Genomic DNA, 20779 nt, shown 5'->3' on the forward strand with positions numbered 1-20779 from the left:
AGAAAATCATTATATCTACATAGCAGAAAGTGCTTCTGGAATGCCGTTTCACGGCATGCGCGTAAATTGTGCATCGTCAAATCCGACCTGCTCAAAATATTTGCGTTCGGGGCTGTCAAGACCCCGATAATTAAATTTTTATTCAAATGTTCGAGATCACTCTCGCGTCATAGTGCGATGTAAGCACGTGACCGGCGCAGGACGCGCTTCCCCAAAAAACTTCGCCCCCGCTCCGGCTCCTCCGGGAGAGTTCGGCTGCCTGAAAGTGAGTCGAAACATGAAGAATCTCAAGATTTCCCACCAGCTATTGGCCATGGTGGCGGTGCTCATGGTGGCCTTTACCGCCGTCACCTACTATCAGATCCGCACGTCGATCGCCTCCATCTATGCCGAGCGCTACGAAATGCTGCGCACCCAGGTGGAATCGGGCATTTCCATCCTGCAGTCCTATTACGATCGGGAAAAATCGGGTGAGCTGAAGCGCGAGGACGCGCAGAAACTGGCTTACGCAACCGTGGCAGGGATCAAATACGAGCCGGCCGGTTACCTCTTCGGCCTGAACTACGACACGGTGACGCAGTTCCACTATAATTCCAAACTGATCGGCGTGAACCAGAAGGGTCAGCCGGACAAGATGGGCAACCTGTTCCGCGAAGAGATGGTCGCCAAGGGCCGTGCCGGCGGCGGCGTCACCACCTATTACTGGGAAAAGCCCGGCATGCCGGCCGACAAGGTCTTTGAAAAGGCCGCCTATTCCCGCGCCTTCGAGCCCTGGCAGATCATTGTCGGCACGGGCGTCTACACCGACGACCTCGATGCCAAGATCAACAAGACGATCCTGGAAGTGGTCGGCATCGGCTTCATCGCCTTCCTGTTTGCACTCGGCATCGCCCTCGTCGTCATCCGCAACATCACCAGACCGCTTGCCGCCGTGCACACGGCCCTGCAGGCCGTCGCCGACGAAAACGTCACAGCGACGATCCCGCATACGGAAATGTCGAACGAAGTGGGCATGATGGCGCAAGCCACCCAGGCGTTGCAGGAAAAGATCCGCGAACGCCATGCGATGGCCGAACGCGAGGAAAAACAGAAGGCGGAGCTCGACCGCGAGCGCCAGCAGAACGTCGATATGCAGCAGCAGGAAGCCGCGCTGCAGACCCGCGTGGTCTCCACCATCGGCGAGGCGCTCGAAGCGCTTGCCCAGGGCGACCTCACCGTCCGCTGCAGCGATCTCGGAGTGCGTTACGAAACCCTGCGTCACAACTTCAACGATGCGCTTACGCATCTCGAAGCGGCGATGGCCAAGGTCAATGCCAAGGGCATCGACATCGGCGGCTCCAAGGAAGAAATCCGACGCGCCTCGAACGAACTGTCGCAGCGCACCGAACGCCAGGCCGCGAACCTTGAAGAAACGTCGGCTGCCATCGACGAACTTGCCGTCACCGTCCGCCAGACGGCGGAAGGCGCCCATGACGCGGCCCAGCGCGTAAGCTCCGTCAGCAACGAAGCAAGCCGCTCCGACCAGATCGTCGCCCAGGCGATCGAGGCGATGGGCGGCATCGAACACTCGTCGGAAGAGATCTCCAAGATTATCGGCGTGATCGACGACATCGCCTTCCAGACCAACCTGCTTGCCCTCAATGCGGGTGTCGAAGCGGCCCGCGCCGGTGAATCCGGCAAGGGTTTTGCGGTCGTCGCCCAGGAAGTCCGCGAACTCGCCCAGCGCTCCGCAGCAGCCGCAAAGGAGATCAAGGACCAGATCTCGCGGTCTTCCGGCCAGGTGCAGAACGGTGTCCGCCTCGTCGGCGAGGCGGGCGAAGCCCTGAAGCGGATTTCCAACCAGGTGAAGGCAGCCAGCGACATCGTCGGCAAGATCGCCCATTCGGCTTCCGAACAGGACACGACGCTGCGCTCGATCTCGTCGTCGCTCAACCAGCTCGACGCCGCCACCCAGCACAATGCGGCCATGGCGGAAGAAACGACCGCCTCGGCCGAAGCGCTTGCTGCCGACACCGATGAATTGCTGAACCTGATCAGCAGCTTCCGCATCAGTGCAGGCCAGGACACCGGCTACAATGCCGGTGCCGGCAGCCTCAACCGCGTCGCACAGAAGATGCGCCGCGCGAGCTAGTCAAAAGTTAGTCGGGGGACGGGGAACCGCCGGGTCGAAGGATCCGGCGGTTTTCTTCATAGGGCAGGATACATTCCCAGATAAGCACGCAATGCAAGTTTATCTTTCAAATACACGCAATACTGGTGCAGTCTATTTGAATTATGGCGCCTTCATATTCAAAAATCTTCTTTTCAGCTCCGAGCCTTTAACGCTCGAACTCCGTGGAAGCAGATATAGAGCTCCCTGAAATATTCAACTCACTGCTCGAAGTTGCTTATTGTTAATTTTTATTCAAATATTTCGTTACATTCTCACGGATGTGCAATGTCAGCACATCCTCCTGCGCAGAATGCGCCTCTCCACTCAGAACCATTCCCCCCAGTCGCTCGATACGGCTCAATCAGTTATGGAACGAACATGAAAAACCTGAGGATTTCAAACCAGCTTGTGCTGCTGGTTCTGGCCCTGATCGCCGGCTTCGCCGTCGTGACCTATCTCGAACTCCAGGCCTCGACGCGGGCTATCTATGCCGAGCGGTATGGCATGCTGCGGACCCAGGTGGAGTCCGGTATCGGCATCCTCAAGAAGTTCCAGCAGCGTGAGGCAGCCGGCGAACTGACCCGTGCCGAAGCCCAGAAGCAGGCCTTCGCCGCAGTCTCCGCCATGAGCTTCCAGCCGGACGGCTATCTGTTCGCCTATGACTACGACGTGAAGATGCTGATGCATCCCGACCAGAAGAAGATCGGCGACAACGGCAAGGGCAAACCGGATTCCGCCGGGAAGCTGTTCCGCGACGAAATGGTCTCCGTTGGCAGATCCGGCGGCGGAATTGTCGATTATATGAGCACGACCAAGCCTGGGCTGCCCGATGGCGACTTCTCGAAGAGCTCCTATGCGAAGGCGTTCGAACCCTGGCAGTTAGTCCTTGCGACAGGCGTCTACACCGACGACCTGCAGGCACAGATCCGCGGAATGGTGCTGGAGGCACTCGCTATCGGCGCAGTCGCGTTGATCATCGCCCTTGCCGCTGCATATGTCGTGATCCGCAATATCACCAAGCCGCTGGCCGCCGTGCATGGTGCGCTGGAAGCCGTCGCCGACGAAGATGTCACGATCGCCATCCCGCATACGGAGATGTCGAACGAAGTGGGCATGATGGCGAAGGCCACACAGGCGCTGCAGGAAAAGATCCGCGAACGCCATGCCATGGCCGAACGCGAGGAAAAACAGCGCCAGGAGCTCGACCGCGAGCGCCAGCAGAACCTCGACAGCCAGCAGCAGGAAGCCGCGCTGCAGACCCGCGTGGTCTCCACCATCGGCGAGGCGCTGGAATCACTCGCCCATAGCGACCTGACGATCCGCTGCGGCGATCTCGGACCGCGTTACGAGACGCTGCGACACAACTTCAACGAGGCGCTCGCCCATCTCGAAGCGGCGATGAGCAAGGTCAATGCCAAGGGCATCGACATCGGCGGCTCGAAGGAAGAAATCCGACGCGCCTCGAGCGAGTTGTCGCAGCGCACCGAACGCCAGGCCGCCAATCTCGAAGAGACGTCCGCGGCTCTCGACGAACTGACCGTCGCCGTTCGCCAGACCGCAGAAGGTGCACACGAGGCAGCCCAGCGTGTCACCTCGGTCAGCGCCGAGGCCACCCGTTCCGACCAGATCGTCGCCCAGGCGATCGACGCGATGGGCGGCATCGAACACTCGTCGGACGAGATCTCCAAGATTATCGGCGTCATCGACGATATCGCCTTCCAGACCAACCTGCTGGCGCTCAATGCGGGTGTCGAAGCGGCCCGCGCCGGTGAATCCGGCAAGGGTTTTGCGGTCGTCGCCCAGGAAGTCCGCGAACTCGCCCAGCGCTCCGCAGCGGCCGCCAAGGAGATCAAGGATCAGATCTCACGGTCTTCCGGCCAGGTGCAGAACGGTGTCCGCCTCGTCGGCGAGGCCGGCGAAGCCCTGAAGCGGATTTCCAACCAGGTGAAGGCGGCGAGCGACATCGTCGGCAAGATCGCCCATTCGGCATCCGAACAGGACACGACGCTGCGCTCGATCTCGTCTTCGCTCAACCAGCTCGACGCCGCCACCCAGCACAATGCCGCGATGGCGGAAGAGACCACCGCCTCGGCCGAGGCGCTTGCCGCCGACACCGACGAATTGCTGAACCTGATCAGCAGCTTCCGCATCAGTGCAGGCCAGGACACCGGCTACAATGCCGGTGCCGGCAGCCTCAACCGCGTCGCACAAAAAATGCGCCGCGCGAGCTGACCACAGTTAGTCGGGGGACGGGGAACCGCCGGATCGAAGGATCCGGCGGTTTTTTTGGGGGTTAGATCAGGCGGCGGCCACTGCCAGGTGGATGCCCGAACTTTCCTGCAATTGCCGGATGACATTGAACAGATTATCGGCGCGCGGATTGCCTTTCGGCCCTAACATTCGCATCAGGCTCTTGGCCGGCATATCGACCTTTTCGGCCAATGTCTGGAAACCGATCGTAGCGTTGATGAAGTCGCGCAGCACGCTCTTGCCGGTTTCGAGATCGCCTTCCAGAAGAAGTTCGACCGCATCCGAAAGCAAAGCGGCGCGAAATGCCGGATCCTGATCCAGCCGGGCCTTCACCGTTTCCTTGAATTCGCGTGTCAGGGCCATATCAACTTCCCTTCCTGGATTTGTAGTTCTACCAATAGCCAAGCGCGGTCTCGATATCATTTTGCTGACGCTGTTTGGTTCCGCCGACCAGCAGGATCACCAGTTGCTCCCCGTCCCGACCGAAATAGATCCGCTAGCCGGGCCCGTAGTCCATCCGGTATTCCAGCACTCCGGCGCCGACCGACTTCACGTTCGAGAGGTTGCCTTGTCCGATCCGCGCCAGCGCAATCGTCACCTTCGAGGCCGCACGGGACTCGATCTTCGAAAACCACCGCCCGAAAGGGCTCGATCCATCTGGCTCAAGGTATTCGGTGATCTTCATTGGATGATGGTAACATATCCGTCACCATCATCCAATAGCGTCGGATGTTCAGCCGCTGATCTTCGAGAAATCCGCAACCGTCGCGGTTGCCTCGCGGATGGCCTTCAGGAGCGCCAGACGGTTGGCGCGGATCGCCGTATCCTCGTCGTTGACGAGCACGTCCTCGAAAAATTTGTCCACAGGCGCGCGGAGCTTCGACAGGGCTTCCATGGCCGAGCGGAAATCTTCCTTGGCGACTGCCTCGGAGGCTTCCTTGGATGCGACCACGATGGCTGTCCAGAGCGCCTTTTCGGCGTCGAGCTTCAGCAGTTCTTCCGAAACGCCATCGGCAACGACGGTGCCCTTCTTCTCTTCCGCAGCGAGGAGCTGCACGGCACGCTTGGTGCCGGCGAGCAGGTTCTTGCCGTCTTCCGAGGTGATGAACGCCGTCAAAGCCTCGACGCGGCGGGCGACCAGCAGGAGGTCGTCGGCGTCGGGCGTGAGGACCGCGTCGATGAGGTCGTGGCGGGCGCCCTGGTCGCGAAGGTAGACTTTGAGGCGGTCGTGAAAGAAGGAGAGGAGGTCCTTTGCGACCTCGCTCCTACGCAATATCAATTGCGGAGGATTTCCGCCCAAACCATCAAAGTCAGCATCGACCAATGGAGCACAATCTGGTGCGGATATTATTATCCCATCGCTATCGATCAAGGCACTTTCTGCTCCACGCGCAACCACCTCCCATGAACCACCAAATGCGGCTCCGTTCGTCAGCTTGCGACTATTCGCGGCGAATACTTGCCTATTGGTTGCTTCTGCCCACGTAACAATACCGGCGAACCACAGATTGATCGCCGCTTTGATTTCCAAAGATTTTTTCCGCTCCAACAGCATACGCACGACTCCGAGCGCCGCGCGGCGGAGCGCGAAGGGGTCCTTGGACCCAGTGGGCTTTTCATCAATCGCCCAGAAACCAACGAGCGTATCGAGCTTGTCGGCAAGTGCGACTGTCAAGCCGACCTTGTCCTCGGGCAGGCGATCCGACGGGCCGTTCGGCTTCCAGTGATCCTCGATTGCGGCGGCAACGGAAGCATCCTCGCCCTGCAGCGCCGCGTATTTGCGGCCCATCAGGCCCTGTAGTTCCGGAAATTCGCCGACCGCCTCGGTGCGCAGATCGGCCTTAGCCAGGACTGCGGCACGATCGACCAACACAGGATCGGCGCCCGTGACCTTCGCCAGTTCCTTGGCCAGTGCACGGATGCGGGCAACTCGCTCGCCCTGCGTCCCAAGCTTGGCATGGAACGTCACGTTCAGCGCATCGAGCTTCGCCATGCGCTGGTCGAGCGGCTTCTTAAGGTCGAGGTCAAACTTCGCAGCAGAATCCTTCAGCGTATCCAAATCCGGCATGTCGCCCTGGTCGCGGGTCCAGAAATGCTTGGCGTCGGAGAGGCGAGCCCGCACGACCTTGCCGTTGCCGTGCATGATCTCCTTGCCGCCGTCCTTCGCCTCGATGTTCGAGATCAGGATGAAGCGGTTGGAAAGGCCCTCGCCGCCGGTCTGCGGGCGGGTGACGAAACACTTCTGGTTCGTCTTGATGGTCAGCCGGATGATTTCGGAGGGGATTTCGAGATAGTCCTCTTCGAACTCGCCCATCAGCACATGCGGCCATTCGACGAGGCCGGAGACTTCCTCCAGCAGTCCTTCGTCCTCGACCAGGTCGAGGCCGTTGGCGAAGGCGAGATCGCGGGCGTCGTGCAGGATGACGTCCTTGCGGCGGTCGGCATCGAGCATGACCTTCGCCTTTTCGAGGCTCGTCACGTAGTCGTCGAAACGGCGCACGGTGATGGCGTCGGGCGCGTGAAAACGGTGGCCGTAGGTAATGTTGCTTGCCACCAGCCCGTCTATCTCGAAGGGGATGACCTGGATTTCGTCATGTTCCGGGCCGAAGACGCAGACGATCGACTGCAGCGGGCGCACCCAGCGCAGGCTTTCCGGGCCCTTGCCGTCGATACCGGCGAAACGGGCACCCTTCGGCATCGAGGCGGCACCCCAGCGCATGGATTTCGGCCAGGGGAAATTGCGGATGATGCCGGGCATTACGTCTGCGATGATCTCTTCCGCGGGACGGCCGGGCTTGGAGATGACAGCGACATAGAAATCGCCCTTCTTCGGGTCGTTGACGACCTGAGCCTCGGAGATCGACGAAAGACCCGCACCGCGCAAAAAGCCGGCGATGGCGCCTTCCGGGGCGTCGGTACGCGGACCCTTGCGCTCCTCGCGCTGGTCGGCCGACCGCGCCGTCAGGCCGCGGATATCCAGCGTCAGGCGACGCGGCGTCCAGTATTCGCGCGCACCCTCATAGGTCAGGCCCGCTTCCACCAGCGCGTCGGTGACGAGCTTTTTCAGGTCTCCCGCCGCCTTGCGCTGCATGCGGGCGGGAATTTCCTCGGAGCGGAGTTCGAGAAGCAGATCGGGCATCGATAATCAACTTTTTGATGATTGTTCAACAGGGCGTGGCCTTAGCAAGCCCGCCGCCAAAAGTCACCAGCCGGATTGGCGAAAGTGTCTACCAGCCGCCTCCGCCACCGCCACCTCCCCCGCCACCGGACGAGCCGCCGGAAAAGCCGGAGGAGGACGAGGAGGATTTCGGGGCGGGGATGGTCGAGGCGATGGTTGACGCCATCGAGGAGGAGAAGCCGCCGATGCGATCGCCGAAATTGGAGCCATAGTTGCCGCTATACCAGCCGGGCGCATAGGCGCCGGCGGCGGCGCCTGCCACGGCACTCGCAAGCCAGGTCTCGAACGTGTTGCTCCACGGCTTCTCGACGCCGAGCGCCACCGCATAGGGCAGCAGCTTTTCGAAATGCTGCGGCGACATGGTGGGGGCGCCGGCCGTGTTCATGCGGTCCTTTTCGGCAAGCGTCAGGTAGATGCGCAGGCCCTCGATGCCGTCCATCAGCTTGCGGCCGAGCGGCGTGGGAGCGCCTATCAGGAAGAAGAAGATGACGTTGGCAAGCACGATGCCGCCGACCGAGACCAGGATCGGCCAATGCTCGTTGCCGGTCATTTCCGACATGATCGCCACCAGCACCGCCGAGCCGATCGACAGGGCCACCAGGCCGATAAAACCAAGGATCACGACCGAGACGATTTTCGAAATCAGCGACGACCCGCGGCGGAAGCCCCTACCGAAGCCAACAGCAAGGAAACCGAGGACCACAGCGAAAAACGCTGGGATGATCAGCATGGCGATCATGTCCGGTTCAAGGTTGCCGAACACCAGCAGAGCCACGATGGAAAGCACGCTCAGGATGACGCCGCCGATCACGTAACCCTTGTTGCCGTTGTAATATTTGCCGCGATGTTCCTTCTCGATCGCCTGGCGGAAGCTCGCGCCGATCGACTGGACAGTGGTGCCGTGCGCCTCGTCGATCACCAGTGCCTGCCCCTTTGCACCGATGGAACCGAGGATCGAGGCCTGGCCGATCGGCACGTCCCGCGGCACCGATTTGTCGGTGCGCCGGATGACGATTTTCTCCGCGAGGTCCTCCAGCGTTACGTAACCCTTGACCGCCAGATCGAGCGCGCTCGCGGCAAACGCCGTCCAGCCGCCGCCGGAAAAGCCCTTGTTGTCGATGTAGTTGACGAGAGCCGGCGACAGGCCCTCCGGCGCATCCCAACGCGGCACGACGACGCCGCGATCCGGGTCGCGGCCGACGCGGCCCCAGAAAAGCGCATAATAACCGACGACGAGGACGAGGCCGACGATCGAGATGATCGTCCCGATATTGTCGCGCCACCACCAGGCGCTTTCCTGTTCTTTCGAAGGGGGAGCGACGATCCCCTTGGGAAAGCCGGCGACGATCGTTAGGCCTTCCTGCATGCCGAGCGGCTGGGTGGTCGAAAAGGCCGCCTGATTGCCATTTGCCTGCATGCGGGCATTGCGGGCCGTGGATCCGAGCGGGCCGGTATAGGCGGCGGTCTGGGTTATCCGCGCAGCACCCGGCAAGGTCACCCGCGCCGAGGCCTGGGCGATGCGGAATTCCCAGCCATTGCCGGTGACGTTCCAGTAAAGCTCGTCGTGGTCGTCGAAATAGCGGATCTGCCGGTCGGTCTTGTAGGTAAAGACGAAAGTGTGCTCGCCATCCCGGAGAAACACGTCCTTGTCGCCGGAATAGATGCGGATGCCGCCGGTGACGCTTTCCGTGTGGAAGGGCTCGGCCTGGCCGTCGCGGGTGACGGAAACGACCTCGAAACCGACGCGCACGGTGCGGCCGTTGGCGTCCTGCATCGTCAGCGGGAAATCGCGAAACAGGCCGCGCTTGATCTTGTCGCCTTCCGCATTGGCAATGATCGTCTCTGTCACCGTCAGGTCGCCGTTGTCGGCGACCTGGATGTCGGAATGATAGGAGCGGATATATTCCTCTGCCGCGGCGGGCAGCGCCGCCGACAGGGAGAAAAGCAGAGCCAGGCCAAAGCCGGAGAACCACCGCATCACGACATTTCTCCTCTTCGGCACGGCCGATCCGGGTTTTCAGTTTAAACTATGTCCGTGTACTCAACTCCGAGCGAGGCCAGCACGTCCCAATAGCTGGGGAAGGTTTTGGCGACGCAATCCGGATCGAGAATGGTGATACCGCCGATCATCAGCCCCGCCAGCGCAAAGCTCATGGCGATGCGGTGGTCGGCGAAGGTGTTGATTTCGGCGGATAAGGTCTGGCCGGCGAGCGACGGATCGGAGGCGACGATCAGGTCGTCGCCCTCTTCGGTCGCAAGGCCTTCGCGAATTGCATTGAGGCCGAGCGAGAGCGCCCTCACCCGGTCGCATTCCTTGACGCGCAGATTGGCGATGCCGGTGAAACGCACCGGCGTTTCGTTGAAGGCGGCGAGCACCGCGAGCGTCGGCACCGCATCCTGCATCTGCGAACCGTCGATTTCGGCCGGCAGGTGCGGGAACTGCGCGATCACTTCGTAGGCCTTGGCATCCGGCTGGGTGAAGGCTGTGGCAGGCACGCCGAGATCGATCGCACCGCCGGTCAGTACTTCCGCTGCCCAAAGATAGGTCGCGGCCGAGGCATCCGGTTCGATCACGAAATCCGCGGCCTTGTAGCCGGTCGGCTCGACCTTCCAGGTCGCGGCATCGATCTGCTCGACCTTGGCGCCGAAGGCCTGCATGGCGGCGAGCGTCAGATCGACGTAACCACGGGCGCCGATTTCCGCGCCGGCGAGCGCAACCGTCAACGGGGCGTTGGCACCTTGGCTGACAAGCGGCCCCGCCATCAGCAGCGCAGAGACGTATTGGCTGGAGAGCCCGGCATCGATCTCGACGCGGCCGGAGGCGAAATGGCCGTTGCCGCGCACCGTTACCGGCGGGCAGCCGGTCGGCGCCTCGGCATCGATGCCGAGCGATTTCAGGGCGGCGACCAGCGGGCCGATCGGCCGCTTGCGCATGTGTTCGTCGCCATCGACAACGACAGTGCCATCGACCGAAGCGACTGCCGCCGCCAGGAAGCGGGTCGCGGTGCCGGCATTGCCGAGGAACAGAGGAGCGGACGGGGGCAAAAGCTTGCCGCTGCCCGTCACGACGAAGGTCGTTTCGTCCGGCTGTTCGACCGCAACGCCCATGGCCCGCAAGGCCTCGGCCATGTAACGGGTATCGTCGCTTCGCAACGCGCCGGTCAGCCGGCTGGTGCCTTGTGCGAGGCCCGCCAGAAGCAGCGCGCGATTGGTGATCGATTTCGAACCCGGCGGCATGGCACGCCCGGAAAGCGGCTTGCCCGGCGGCAGGATGGTGAGTTTGGCTCTACCCATGATATTCGTCTCTTAACGCCAATGGAATGCCGCAACGAAGCGGCCGACCGCGCTCTTAAACCGTTGCGGCGTCAACGTCCAATGGCGGATTTCAGAACTTGACGGTGGGGACCGCCCGGTCCGCCGCATTCTCGATCTCGAAATACTCACGCTTCGAGAAACCGAACTGGCCGGCGACCAGGTTGTTGGGGAAGCTCTCGACCTTGACGTTCAGGTCGCGGGCAGCACCGTTGTAATACCGCCGCGACATCTGGATCTCGCTTTCGATGGTTTCGAGCGATTCCTGCAGTTCGGAAAAGTTCTGGTTTGCTTTCAGGTCCGGATAGGCTTCGGCAAGCGCGATGATCTTGCCGAGTGCCTGGCCGAGCAGGCCTTCCGCCTGGGCGCGGCCGGCGACATCGCCTGCCGGCACCGCCTGCGCCTGGTTGCGCAGCTTGACGACTTCCTCGAACGTGCCCTTTTCGTGGGCCGCGTATCCCTTCACCGTCTCGATCAGGTTCGGGATCAGGTCGGCGCGGCGCTTCAACTGAACATCGATGCCCGACCACGCCTCCTCCGCCATCTGGCGTGCCTTGACGAGGCCGTTGTAGATCATAACGACGTAGAATGCGACGAGAACAATTATGCCGATCAAAATGTACATCTGAGTCTCCCGACGTGGCCCTGCGATGGGACAGTAGAGGCTTGCACTAAAAAAGTGGTTGAAGTCATCGATTATTTTTCGCGGTGATTTTTTTGACTTACCGCAAAGTTCAGGCCGCGTGGATGTCCTAGATTCTCTTGCAGAAAATGGGCGATTCCGACGATTCGGCCCCACCTCAAAACAATCTGGATGGAATTGCCATGGCGTGCTTGGTACGAACCGCCAATGTGCTGGCGTTTGCCGTGCTGTTTTTTCAGTACGGGGTGATGATGAAGCCCCCGGAACCGGCCGGCACACGCCGGTTTCTGCAGATCTATGCAGGGCAGCTTCCGACCGGGGCCTATCCGACCATCAAACCCGTCTGGCAGTTGGGCACAGAGTGGACGGGAGCCGTTTGAACGGCTCGCTGCACGCGGCCAAGTCCGAACTCAGGCAGCTTTGCCGAAATTCGCACCACCGGCATCGGTCAGCAAGAAAGCCTCGCCACAGGCTTTGGCGAGCGTGCGGACACGCAGGATATAGCTCTGGCGCTCGGTGACCGAGATTACGCCACGCGCATCCAGCAGGTTGAAGACGTGGCTCGCCTTGATGCACTGGTCATAGGCGGGGAAGACGCATTTGTGCAGCATCTGGTTGGCGTTCGCACCCGGAGCGCCGGCTGCGAGCAGCGCCTGGCATTCCTTTTCCGCATCGATGAAGTGCCGGTGCAGCATGGCAGTGTCGGCAAATTCGAAGTTATGGCGGGAATATTCCTGCTCGGCCTGCAGGAAGACATCGCCGTAGGAGATCTTTTCCTCGCCCTCGCGGCCGTTGAAATTGAGCTCGTAGATGCTGTCGACGCCTTGGAGATAGGTGGCGAGACGTTCAAGGCCATAGGTCAGTTCGCCGGCGACCGGCGAGCATTCGATACCGCAGACCTGCTGGAAGTAGGTGAACTGCGAGACTTCCATGCCGTCGCACCAGCATTCCCAGCCGAGGCCCCAGGCGCCGAGCGTCGGGCTTTCCCAATCGTCCTCGACAAAACGCACGTCATGCAGCAACGGGTCAAGGCCGATCGCCGCAAGCGAGCCGAGATAGAGCTCCTGCAGGTTCGGCGGGTTCGGCTTCAGGATGACCTGGAACTGGTAATAATGCTGCAGGCGGTTGGGGTTTTCGCCGTAACGACCGTCGGACGGACGGCGGGACGGCTGCACATAGGCGGCCTTCCACGGCTTCGGGCCGAGCGCACGCAGGGTCGTCGCCGGATGGAAGGTACCGGCACCGACTTCCATGTCGTAGGGCTGCAGGATCGCGCAACCCTTGTCGGCCCAGTAATTCTGGAGCGCGAGGATCAGCCCCTGGAAGGAGCGGGTCGGAGACATGTGGTCGGGCAGCTCGGTCATGGCCATATCTGTGTCGGTTCGAGGATGCGGACGAGTGCCACGCATCAGGGGCGCGGGTCAAGGATTTATGCGTTTGCAGCGGTTGCGGGTATGCGCGCCGGGCACGATCCATGCTAAGGTTCGTCCGTTCTTCCGGAGAAAGACCATGAACGTCAAGAACAGCTTCACCTTGTCGGACCGCTATCTGCGGCTTGCTGAAAAGCTTGTTGAGGACGGCCAGTTTCCGTCCATCGAGAAGGTCCTTGAGGCCGGCATTGACAGTTTGTTGCGGGACGAGGAGAGCTCCGCCCATGAAGATCCGCTGATCGGCATGAAGGACGAAATCCGCCGCCGCGCGGAGCTGCCGCGGGATCAGTGGTTGCCCTGGGATGGGGACGAAATGGCTAACCGTATCAAGGCAAGGCTGGACGAGAAATATAAGAACCGCTGATGAGCTACACGATCATCAAGCACCCGCTCGTCGAGCTCGATATCTTTGACATCACCGATTTCATTTCGTCTTATGCCGGCACTGCCATCGGCAAATCCAAGGTCGACGAGATCACGCTGTTCATCTCCCGCCTTACAGATTTCCCCAAAATCGGGACCATCCGGGATGACATTCTACCCGGTCTTCGCGCCATCCCGGCCTCAGAAAAAGCTGTTGTTTGCTTCACCGTGAACGATGAAAACCTGACCGTCTCCATTCTCTGCGTAAGCTATGCGGGCTCCGATTGGGCATCGCGGGTGAAGGAACGAGTTTAATCGCTATTCGTCTCGCGACTGTTGGCTTCCTCGCGATCGAATTTCCAGCCGTCCGGCAATTCCCACTTGAAAGCACGAACCCTTTCCAGTGCCGCATTCCGTTTGTCGGCATCAGTCTCCGCTACAGCAGGTTTCTTCTCCTCGGGCATGAGGCCTACTCCTCATCCCGCTTCACCCGGTATTCCCCCGTCGTAGGATCCCGTTCCAGGGTACCGATTGCGCCGGTCTGGCGTTCCTTTTCCTCGCGGCGGCTGCGCGATGACAGTCTTTCGGCGTCCTTGATGAACTTCTTGTAGAGCATCCAGCCGCCGCCGATGACGATGATCAGAAATATAAGCTGCGCCATTTCCCCCTCGCGCTATTCTTGCGGCCTCAAAGGCCGTAGCGGCTCCACATTGCCTTTTCTTCGAGGCTCGCCGCAAGTCCCGTGACCGCGCCTGCGGCGAGTTCTCCGGCCTTGCCCTCACCGAAGACGACGCCGGGCACGCGGCGGCCGAAGAGGGTTCGGGCGCTGCCGATCAGTTCCAGCTTCGTGTCCTTGCCATAACGGCGCTTGAGGACTTCGCGCATATCGCCGAGGCTGTCGATCAGGCCGAGATCGAGCCCGCGCAAACCGCTCCAGAACAGGCCCGAAAAGATGGTCGCGTCGTCGGCGAGCCGCTCGCCGCGGCGCATCTTGACCATGTCGATGAAGACCTTGTGGATCTCGAGCTGCAGGGTCTTCAGATATTCGATGTCGCCTTCCTTTTCCGGCTGGAAGGGATCGAGGATCACCTTGTTTTCGCCGGCGGTATAGACGCGGCGCTCGACGCCGATCTTGCGCAGCAGTTCCGGAAAGCCGAAACCGCCGGAAACGACGCCGATCGAACCAACGATCGAGGTGGGATCGGCAAAGATCTCGTCGCCGGCGAGCGCGATCATGTAGCCGCCCGAGGCCGCGACATCCTCGACGAAAACAAGCACCTTCTTGTCCTTCTCTTCCGCCAGCGAACGGATGCGCTGGAAGATCAGGCGCGACTGGACCGGCGAACCGCCCGGCGAATTGACCGAGATCGCGACGACCGGCGCGTCTTTCTTCGAAAAGGCCTTGTCGAGCATCGGCGCCACGCCGGCCAGGTTGAGGCTCTGCTTGAACTGGCTGCCGCCGGCCATGATCGCTCCGTGAAGCCGGACGACGGGTATTGTCAGCCCCTTCTTACGGAACCTTTTCGGCGTCAACCTCTGCAAAAACCCAGCCATTTCTTTTCCTTCTGTCGCGTTCGGCTCTGCCAAAGCATGTATGTGACGGAATTTCAAACGCAATGGCTGCGCCCTTGAAAGCAGGATTTTGATTTTCCAGTTGCGAATGACTTGCATTGTCATTCCAGCAAGGCATTATCCGCTCGCGAACGGAGATAGAATGAAGATGGACGTTTTGAGTTCAAAGCAGGACAGCGGCTGGCGGAACAAACGGGGGGAGGCATCGCTTTCCGACGTCCATCGAAGCATCAACATCTCGCGCTCCGGATCGCGGTGGCGACGGCTCGCGGCCTTTGCAGGCCCGGGTTACCTGGTCGCAGTCGGCTATATGGATCCCGGCAACTGGGCGACTTCACTCGCCGGCGGTTCGAAATTCGGTTATGCGCTGCTTGCGGTTGCCCTGCTGTCCAACCTGATGGCAATAGTGCTGCAGTCGCTCTGTGCGCGTCTTGCAATCGCATCGGGCCGGGATCTGGCGCAGGCCTGCCGCGACGCGTTTCCGAAATGGGTTTCCATTCCGCTCTGGGCGCTTGCCGAAATCGCCATCATCGCCACCGACATCGCCGAGGTGATCGGCACCGCGATCGGCCTCAACCTGATCTTCGGCATCCCGCTCGAGCTCGGCGTGCTGATCACGGCGCTCGACGTGTTCATCATCCTTTATCTGCAGAAGATGGGTTTCCGCTGGGTCGAGGCGTTTATCATCACACTGCTCGGCGTCATCGCCGTGTGTTTCGCGATCCAGATCTTCCTTGCCGATCCGCAATGGGGCGGCGTCATCCGCGGCTTCTTCCCGACAACCGAGATCGTCACCAATCCGGAAATGCTCTATCTGGCGCTCGGCATTCTCGGCGCGACCGTCATGCCGCATAACCTGTACCTGCATTCCGGCATCGTGCAGACCCGCAACTATGGCCACACCCTGCCGGAAAAGAAGGAAGCGCTGACCTATGCGACGATCGACTCCACCGTCGCACTCTGCTTCGCACTGTTGATCAATGCCTCGATCCTGATCCTCGCGGCAGCAGCCTTCAACAGCACCGGGCGAACCGAAGTCGCCGAGCTCGGCGAAGCCCATTCGCTGCTCGCACCGCTGCTCGGGCTCGCCATTGCGCCGACGCTGTTCGGCATCGCCCTGCTCTGCTGCGGCCTGAATTCGACGGTGACGGCGACGCTCGCCGGTCAGATCGTCATGGAAGGCTTCCTCAAGATGAAGCTGCAGCCATGGATCCGTCGCCTGATCACCCGGGCGATCGCCATCATCCCGGCCGCGTTTGTCACCATCTGGTACGGCGACGCCGGCACGGCGGAACTCTTGATCCTCACCCAGGTCGTGCTCAGCCTGCAGCTCTCCTTCGCGGTCTTCCCGCTCGTCATGTTCACCGCCAGCAAGGCGAAGATGGGTGAACTCGTGGCGCCGATCTGGCTCTCCGGCGTCGCCTGGCTGATCGCCGTTGTCATCGCCGGCCTCAACGTCAAGCTGCTCGTGGATTTCGTTTCGGGCTGAGGCGGGCATAGGCGGCCCGGCCATTGTTCAGGTCGTCGACGAATGCCGAGAAGGCATGGCCGTCCGCGCCATGCACGAAAAGCGGCGCCCGGAACGTCAACCGGGCGCGCGAGCCCTTGACGGCGGTGACGAGGATGCGTGTGGCGCTTTCGTCCGGCCGGGGATGAAGAGCCGTGATTTCCAAGCCGCCGAAACGCCTGCCGCAGGCCTCGATGATCTCGGCGATCGATTGCGGCCGGGCGATCAGCGACAACTGCCCGCCGGGCTTCATGATCGCGCCGGCGGTGCGGATCCAGGCCTCGAACAGATCGTCCGTCATCGCATGCGCCTCGGCCTTCAGGGCATCGGGCGTCTTGCGATCGCTGGCATCGTTGAAGGGCGGGTTCATGATGACATGGTCGTGGATTTCGTCGATGAGGCCGGCGGCGAGCCGCGGCTTGCCGGTCAGCGTCACGTCGGCTTCGAGCACCTCGACGCGAGCGGCCAGGAAGGCGTTTTCGGGAAGTGCCAGCGTCCTGCGGGCATACTCGGCCATCAGCGGCGATTTTTCGATGAGCAGGACATTTGCGTGTTGCAGCCGTGACGCGACGGCAAGGCCTGCCGCGCCTGCGCCCGAGCCGAGATCGGCAACGCTGACAGGTTTGTCGGAGGCGACCAGCGAGGCGAGCAGCATGGCGTCGACCCCCGAGCGATGCCCGCCGCCCTTCGGCTGCATGACGTGGAACCGGCCGCGATGGAAGGCGTCGATCGTGTGGGTTGGGGTGGTCATGCTTTGTGGCACCATCGAGCGTCGGCGGGCGGCAACCCCCCTCTGCCCTGCCGGGCATCTCCCCCACAGGTGGGGAGATCACAAGCGGTACGCTCCTCATCCCCCAAAGAACAGTGTGCAGAAAGAGACGTTAGATATAAGGCGACGAGCGCGCGCTCAGCCGATCTCCCCACCCGTGGGGGAGATGCCCGGCAGGGCAGAGGGGGGCTATCCGCACAAAGGCTCAATGTTAAAGCTCCGGCAAAACTGAAGACAGAAGATCTACAAGCATCAAGGCCGCAGCTCCGCTTCCAGCCCCGCGTCCTTCAGGATCCGGCGGGCCTCGTCCGCTCGGTCCGCCGTCACCATCAGCCGGCGCTGCAGCAGGCCGAGCGAACCTTCGAGCACGCTCATCGACTGGTCAGCGACCATGCAATGGATACCCGCATCCTTCATCAGGCTCTCAGCCAGCGACAGGATCACGATGTCGTTGGTGCGGATGATCTCCAGCATGGCTTGTTTGTTACCCCATTATATCCGGCAGGATGCGATTTGCGCTTGCCGCACTATCCGCCTCTTTCTATTGTCGTTTGAAAGAATTCGATAGGGAGGCCTGATCATTGGGCGTCGTCATACCGCTTGAAGAAGGCAAAAACAAACTGGCATCCGTCAAACCGCTGGTGGATCTCACCAAGGCGGACATGGATCGGGTCAACCAGTTGATCCTGTCCAAGGCCGGCTCCGACGTGCAGATGATCCCGGAAGTCGCCAACCACCTGATCTCGTCCGGCGGCAAGCGGCTGCGGCCGATGCTGACGCTCGCCTCCGCGGCCCTGTTCGGTTATCGGGGCGATGCCCATGTGAAGCTCGCGACCAGCGTCGAGTTCATGCACACGGCAACACTGCTGCATGACGACGTGGTGGACGAAAGCGACCTGCGCCGCGGGCGTTCCACCGCACGGATGATCTGGGGAAACCAGGCAAGCGTGCTGGTCGGCGATTTCCTGCTCGGCCAGGCGTTCCGGATGATGGTGGATGTCGGCTCGCTCGAAGCGCTCGACGTGCTGTCGGCCGCAGCCTCGGTGATCGCCGAAGGCGAAGTGCTGCAGCTTTCGGTCGCCAAGAACATGGAGACGACCGAGGACGACTATCTGTCGGTCATCCGCGCCAAGACGGCGGCGCTGTTTGCGGCCGCCGCCGAAGTCGGCCCGATCATCGCCAATGCCGACAAGGCCGGCCGCGGCGCGCTGAAATCCTACGGGATGAACCTGGGTCTTGCGTTCCAGCTCGTCGACGACGCGCTCGATTACGGCGGCAAGGCTGCCGATCTCGGCAAGAATGTCGGCGACGATTTCCGCGAGGGCAAGATCACGCTGCCCGTCATCCTCTCCTATCGCCGTGGCACCGAGGCCGAGCGCACCTTCTGGCGCCAGGCGATCGAGAAGGGCGAAAGCAGCGACGAGAACCTGGAAAAGGCGCTCGGCCTGATCAACAAATACGGCGCCTTGAACGACACAATCGGCCGGGCGCTGCATTACGGCACGATCGCCCGCGATGCGCTGGCGCCGCTTCCCGCCTCGCCGCTCAAGGCCGCCCTTCTCGAAGTCATCGACTTCTCGATCCAGCGCGTCAATTGACGGGAAGCCGTCCGCTAACAAAGGTGTGACCGGCGCCGCGCCTACGCGGCGCTGGGGATTTCCTTGCGGACGTGCTTCAAAAAAGCCATTCTATCATGAATCAATAGGGCGGAATTGGCGGCGGTATTTCACCGAATCGCCATGCTCTTACGAAAGGCATGTCTATGCGGCAGAAATCCAGCCTTCTTCTGCTCTCCAGCGCGGCGCTTGCAACCGTTCTTCTGTTCGGAACGGTGGCCAATGCGGCGACGGCGGAAGCGAAGCCAGCGGTGAAAGATACGGTGACGTTCGGTCCCGGTAACGTGAAGACGTTTTCCGGTGCATTTCTGGCCGCACGGACGGCCGATGTCGACCATGATTACGACACTGCGATCGCCCTCTACCGCAAGGCGCTGGCTTTCGATGCCGCCAATCTGGAAATCCGCGAGCGGCTGATGATCTCGCTGCTGCTCAACGGCGATTTCGACCAGGGCCTCGCCGAAGCCAACGCGCTCAAGGACGACAACGCCGTCGAGCGGATCACCAAGATCGTCCGCGGCCTCGATGCCCTGCGCGCCAAGAAGTTCGATACGGCCAAGAAGGTCCTTGCCTACGAAGGCCCGAACGATCTTGACCGGCTGACCCACCAGCTTCTGTCCGCTTGGGCGGATGTCGGCGCCGGCAAGGGCAAGCAGGCGATGGCCGGCATCAACAACCTCAAGGGACCGGCCTGGTACAAGGTATTCACCGATTACCACCTCGGCGCCATGGCGCTGGTGACGGGCGATATCGGCACGGCGCGGCAGCACCTCAATACCGCCGTCACCAACAAGGAAGCCGTCGCCACCGCGCCGGACACCTTTATGCGCGCGGTGATGGCGCTTGCGCGTCTGGAAGCTGCTGCCGGCAACAAGCAGAAGGCGCTGGACGCGATCTCCGTCGGTGACGGCATGGTCTCGAACTATGCGCCGCTGAAGGCCCTGCGCCAGAGCATCGAGAAAGGCCAGAAGCCCGAACAGCAGGTGAGCAATGCCGCAGAAGGTGCTGCCGGCGTGCTGTTTTCGATCGGTGGCGCACTGAACCGCCAGGGCGCCGAGGACATGGTCTCGCTCTACCTGCAGATTTCCCACGCGCTCGACCCCAAGAGCGCCGACACGCTGATCCTGCTCGGCGGCATCGCTGAAAAGCTCAAGCAGCCGGAGCGCGCCATCAAGTTTTACGCCAGCGTTCCAGCCGATTCGCCGATGCGCCGCATTTCCGAGCTGCAGCTCGGCGTGACGCTTTCCGACACCGGCAAGGTGGACGAAGCCAAGCAGCACCTGAAGTCGCTGATCGATTCCGATCCCTCCGACATCCGCAGCTACATCGCCTATGGCAGCGTCCTTTCCGACGCCAAGGACTACAAGACCATGGCGGAAACCTACGACAAGGCTGCCGAGGTCATCGGGCCTGTGCCGAAGCCCGGCGACTGGACGATCTTCTTCCAGCGCGGCATCGCCTACGAGCGGCTTAAGAACTGGGCGAAGGCCGAGCCAAACTTCCGCAAGGCACTCGAGCTCAACCCGGAACAGCCGCAGGTCCTCAACTATCTCGGCTATTCGCTGGTCGACATGAACAAGAACCTCGACGAAGGCCTCGACATGATCAAGCGGGCCGTCGATGCGCGCCCGGATGACGGCTATATCGTCGATTCGCTCGGCTGGGCCTATTTCCGGATGGGCAAGTTCGACGACGCCGTGACCGAGCTCGAACGCGCGGTGCAGCTGCGCGCCGGCGATTCGACGATCAACGACCATCTCGGCGATTCCTACTGGCGCGTCGGGCGCAAGCTCGAAGCCGTCTACCAGTGGAACCGGGCTTTGATTTCGGAAGGCGAGGATATCAACCGCGAGCAGATCAAGGAAAAGATCGAGAAGGGCCTGGCGCCGCTCGATCCGAACGCCACGACCGCCGACCGCAGCCCGACGGAACCCGTGGCCCCCGCCCCGCCGGCGCCGGCCAATCCCGACAAGAAATCCTGACGCGC

20 protein-coding genes are annotated in these 20779 nt (G+C 61.6%); 8 read left to right on the plus strand and 12 right to left on the minus strand.

What is annotated here, in order from left to right; translation table 11 throughout:
- Positions 1-277 precede the first annotated feature (277 nt).
- A complete protein-coding gene (locus ABCW43_RS07275; protein WP_345922766.1) occupies positions 278-2131 on the plus strand; it encodes a methyl-accepting chemotaxis protein in 1854 nt (617 codons plus the stop codon).
- A gap of 399 nt (positions 2132-2530) precedes the next feature.
- Positions 2531-4384, plus strand: coding sequence for a methyl-accepting chemotaxis protein (locus tag ABCW43_RS07280; protein WP_345922767.1), 1854 nt, complete (start codon positions 2531-2533; stop codon positions 4382-4384).
- 66 nt (positions 4385-4450) lie between these two features.
- On the opposite strand, the gene ABCW43_RS07285 is transcribed toward ABCW43_RS07280, so the two are convergent.
- The 6 genes from ABCW43_RS07285 to ABCW43_RS07310 all read right to left on the minus strand — a co-directional run bounded on the left by ABCW43_RS07285 (position 4451) and on the right by ABCW43_RS07310 (position 11517).
- Complete coding sequence (locus ABCW43_RS07285; protein ID WP_345922768.1) at positions 4451-4765, minus strand: helix-turn-helix domain-containing transcriptional regulator; 315 nt, start codon at positions 4763-4765, stop codon at positions 4451-4453.
- Positions 4766-4898: 133 nt separating this feature from the next.
- On the minus strand, positions 4899-5087 hold the full coding sequence (locus ABCW43_RS07290; protein ID WP_345922769.1) for a hypothetical protein: 189 nt from the start codon (positions 5085-5087) through the stop codon (positions 4899-4901).
- 48 nt (positions 5088-5135) lie between these two features.
- Positions 5136-7541 carry a glycine--tRNA ligase subunit beta gene (gene glyS / locus ABCW43_RS07295; protein ID WP_345922770.1) on the minus strand — a complete coding sequence of 802 codons (2406 nt, stop codon included), beginning with the start codon at positions 7539-7541 and terminating at the stop codon, positions 5136-5138.
- Between the two features lie 88 nt (positions 7542-7629).
- Positions 7630-9561 (minus strand): DUF2207 domain-containing protein, encoded by a 1932-nt coding sequence (locus ABCW43_RS07300; RefSeq protein ID WP_445738904.1) that lies wholly within the window; start codon positions 9559-9561, stop codon positions 7630-7632.
- 41 nt (positions 9562-9602) lie between these two features.
- A complete protein-coding gene (gene aroA, locus ABCW43_RS07305; protein ID WP_345923396.1) occupies positions 9603-10877 on the minus strand; it encodes a 3-phosphoshikimate 1-carboxyvinyltransferase in 1275 nt (424 codons plus the stop codon).
- A gap of 88 nt (positions 10878-10965) precedes the next feature.
- Complete coding sequence (locus ABCW43_RS07310) at positions 10966-11517, minus strand: LemA family protein (protein ID WP_345922772.1); 552 nt, start codon at positions 11515-11517, stop codon at positions 10966-10968.
- A 146-nt stretch (positions 11518-11663) separates the two neighbouring features.
- Between ABCW43_RS07310 and ABCW43_RS07315 the strand changes: the two genes are divergently transcribed.
- Positions 11664-11915, plus strand: coding sequence for a hypothetical protein (locus tag ABCW43_RS07315; protein WP_345922773.1), 252 nt, complete (start codon positions 11664-11666; stop codon positions 11913-11915).
- Between the two features lie 30 nt (positions 11916-11945).
- Here the strand turns inward: ABCW43_RS07315 and ABCW43_RS07320 are convergent, their stop codons facing one another.
- On the minus strand, positions 11946-12899 hold the full coding sequence (locus tag ABCW43_RS07320; protein ID WP_345922774.1) for a glycine--tRNA ligase subunit alpha: 954 nt from the start codon (positions 12897-12899) through the stop codon (positions 11946-11948).
- A gap of 145 nt (positions 12900-13044) precedes the next feature.
- On the opposite strand from ABCW43_RS07320, the gene ABCW43_RS07325 reads away from it, so the two are divergent.
- Positions 13045-13329, plus strand: a complete 285-nt coding sequence (locus tag ABCW43_RS07325; protein WP_345922775.1) for a hypothetical protein — start codon at positions 13045-13047, stop codon at positions 13327-13329.
- A complete protein-coding gene (locus tag ABCW43_RS07330; protein ID WP_345922776.1) occupies positions 13329-13643 on the plus strand; it encodes a type II toxin-antitoxin system RelE/ParE family toxin in 315 nt (104 codons plus the stop codon). The genes ABCW43_RS07325 and ABCW43_RS07330 overlap by 1 nt, the downstream gene beginning before the upstream one ends.
- Here ABCW43_RS07330 and ABCW43_RS07335 read toward each other — a convergent pair.
- Genes ABCW43_RS07335 through ABCW43_RS07345 form a run of 3 tightly spaced genes read right to left on the minus strand, consistent with a single transcriptional unit; the run spans position 13640 to position 14882 of the window.
- A complete protein-coding gene (locus tag ABCW43_RS07335) occupies positions 13640-13792 on the minus strand; it encodes a hypothetical protein (protein WP_345922777.1) in 153 nt (50 codons plus the stop codon). The genes ABCW43_RS07330 and ABCW43_RS07335 overlap by 4 nt on opposite strands.
- A gap of 5 nt (positions 13793-13797) precedes the next feature.
- A complete protein-coding gene (locus ABCW43_RS07340) occupies positions 13798-13989 on the minus strand; it encodes a hypothetical protein (protein WP_345922778.1) in 192 nt (63 codons plus the stop codon).
- 26 nt (positions 13990-14015) lie between these two features.
- On the minus strand, positions 14016-14882 hold the full coding sequence (locus ABCW43_RS07345; RefSeq protein ID WP_345922779.1) for a S49 family peptidase: 867 nt from the start codon (positions 14880-14882) through the stop codon (positions 14016-14018).
- Between the two features lie 166 nt (positions 14883-15048).
- Between ABCW43_RS07345 and ABCW43_RS07350 the strand changes: the two genes are divergently transcribed.
- Positions 15049-16389: an Nramp family divalent metal transporter gene (locus ABCW43_RS07350; protein ID WP_345923398.1), complete on the plus strand. Its 1341-nt coding sequence runs from the start codon at positions 15049-15051 to the stop codon at positions 16387-16389.
- Here the strand turns inward: ABCW43_RS07350 and ABCW43_RS07355 are convergent.
- Both ABCW43_RS07355 and ABCW43_RS07360 read right to left on the minus strand, forming a co-directional pair.
- On the minus strand, positions 16358-17158 hold the full coding sequence (locus ABCW43_RS07355) for a tRNA1(Val) (adenine(37)-N6)-methyltransferase (protein ID WP_345922780.1): 801 nt from the start codon (positions 17156-17158) through the stop codon (positions 16358-16360). The two genes, ABCW43_RS07350 and ABCW43_RS07355, sit on opposite strands and share 32 nt — an antisense overlap.
- A gap of 270 nt (positions 17159-17428) precedes the next feature.
- Positions 17429-17650 carry a putative signal transducing protein gene (locus ABCW43_RS07360; RefSeq protein ID WP_345922781.1) on the minus strand — a complete coding sequence of 74 codons (222 nt, stop codon included), beginning with the start codon at positions 17648-17650 and terminating at the stop codon, positions 17429-17431.
- Positions 17651-17757: 107 nt separating this feature from the next.
- On the opposite strand from ABCW43_RS07360, the gene ABCW43_RS07365 reads away from it, so the two are divergent.
- Positions 17758-18774, plus strand: a complete 1017-nt coding sequence (locus tag ABCW43_RS07365; RefSeq protein WP_345922782.1) for a polyprenyl synthetase family protein — start codon at positions 17758-17760, stop codon at positions 18772-18774.
- Between the two features lie 164 nt (positions 18775-18938).
- Positions 18939-20774, plus strand: a complete 1836-nt coding sequence (locus ABCW43_RS07370) for a tetratricopeptide repeat protein (protein WP_345922783.1) — start codon at positions 18939-18941, stop codon at positions 20772-20774.
- Positions 20775-20779: the final 5 nt, after the last annotated feature.

The organism is Neorhizobium tunisiense, assembly GCF_039631515.1.
In the GTDB taxonomy this organism is placed as follows: domain Bacteria; phylum Pseudomonadota; class Alphaproteobacteria; order Rhizobiales; family Rhizobiaceae; genus Neorhizobium.